Genomic DNA, 1,706 nt, shown 5'->3' with positions numbered 1-1,706 from the left:
CTGACATTCTTCGACCCGCACAACTTGGGCAAAACCCCCGACATTTGCAGCTGAAAGCTACTATAAGAGACTCGGAGCAATCCGAGCATTTTAATCTCACAAAACCATGTTTTAGGAGACCGCAGCTAAGGAATTTTTCAAACTCTTTTCTCACGAAGTACGGCAGTGAGTTTTGATCAGGGTTGCTGTCTACCGTCTGAAAAAACTGATCCATATTCTGCTGTAAAACCTGGTACAGAATAGTCGACTCTGGATCACGCCTCTTATATTCGCTAAATGAATCTTCCATCCAAAAGAGCTATCCACCTTTTAGATTCTTTGGAAGAGACATTCACGACTAGGCGATGACTTCTTTAGTCATAGCATAAGTCAGGCAAATTCCCAGGTGGTCCAATATCATGGCCAAAGAGTATGTCAAATATATTAAAAATCCAGCCCTTCCCGGACTTCCAGATACGCGCAAGCTCCATCTGATGGCCACATTCCTTGCAACGAAAAGGATCTTCACCCCACCAAAGCTCTATCAAATCTTTGTAGCATGATCTAGCAGGTACCTCAGATCGCCTCTCAATTTCTGGAAGCAATACCAGTCGCCCCACCGCCTCACAAACCTTTGCCGTTAGCCTGCTACGATTGCTAGGCGACTGAAGGCCGTAGTACCGAATTCTTTTAAACCTTGGTGGCAGAATCTGCTGAACCATCCGGCCAATGAAGTTAATGACACTGGTGCGTTCAATCTCACTTTTTCCCGAGCTATGGCTGTTATATTTATAAACAACCTCGTCATTTCTAGAGCTATACTTCAGTAGACGCTTTAAGCTGATCTGCGGCCTACAAAGGTATTTGCTAAGATAGCGAATTAGATTCCTCCTTTTCTTTGGAGCAGGATTCACATCAATATGAGCATAGAAGCCCTTGTACCTTGACTCAGTTTCATTGAAGCCAGCCTCGAAATCACCTAACTCATCCCACTTTCTCATACCAGCAAGTAACGTTTCCTTCCAAGTTCGATTGAGTATAGAGAAATCAAATCTTTTTAAGGAAATCCATTGGCCCTCAGGGTTTATGCCACCGGACATCAACATTATATGCAAGTGCGGCTTGAAATCGCTTTTTCTTCCTACGGTGTGAAGTACAATGATGCAGCCACATTCAAGTTCTACTCCAGCGATCCCTTTCATGAAACTTTTTACGAACTCCCAACCCATTGATATGAATGCACTGTACAAGTCCCCTACAAATCTGTTCTTATAAAAGATCTTTCTGAACTGGGCTGGAATCGTCAGTACGAGGTGGCGATAGTCTACATCCTCGTAAAGCTTAGCTGCGATAGATTGAGCAAAGTTCTCACCATCAACCCGCCCGCACCTCAAACAAAATTTACTCTTGCAGGGTGAGCGACAATACGGCTATCCTTGCCGCAGTTAAGGCAGAGCTATTGATAAAAACCAAATACTGGATCGCCGCAACGAAGGACAGCCTCAACCTGCTTGTTGTAATGGAGCCTATCGTAGGAAGGGACTGCCGATTTAAATCTTCCCCAACCATCCGAAAATATCTTAAGGAAATCATTAGCCATAGGGTCAGCCTTTTGAAAATGTCCTAGGCTATTATATCAAGCTTTGAAATATCTCGTATCCTGCTGCAATTATGTATTTACTAGGCTATGGTTTTAAAATCGTTGAAAACAATAGTTCTCATAGTAA

1 protein-coding gene and 1 pseudogene are annotated in these 1,706 nt (G+C 43.3%); both read right to left on the bottom strand.

The window, feature by feature from the left end; all coding sequences use genetic code 11:
• On the bottom strand, positions 1-289 hold a 289-nt coding region (locus tag B9N89_RS32345), incomplete at its 3' end, for a transposase zinc-binding domain-containing protein (protein WP_200820830.1).
• Positions 290-353: 64 nt separating this feature from the next.
• Positions 354-1,382 (bottom strand): annotated as a pseudogene (locus tag B9N89_RS31125) (IS91 family transposase); the annotation flags it as partial.
• Between the last annotated feature and the right edge of the window lie 324 nt (positions 1,383-1,706).

Origin of the sequence: Pseudobacteriovorax antillogorgiicola, assembly GCF_900177345.1 — a bacterium.
GTDB lineage: Bacteria > Bdellovibrionota_B > Oligoflexia > Oligoflexales > Oligoflexaceae > Pseudobacteriovorax > Pseudobacteriovorax antillogorgiicola.
Note: the sequence above shows the minus strand (reverse complement) of the source record. Positions and strands in the feature narration are given on the sequence as shown.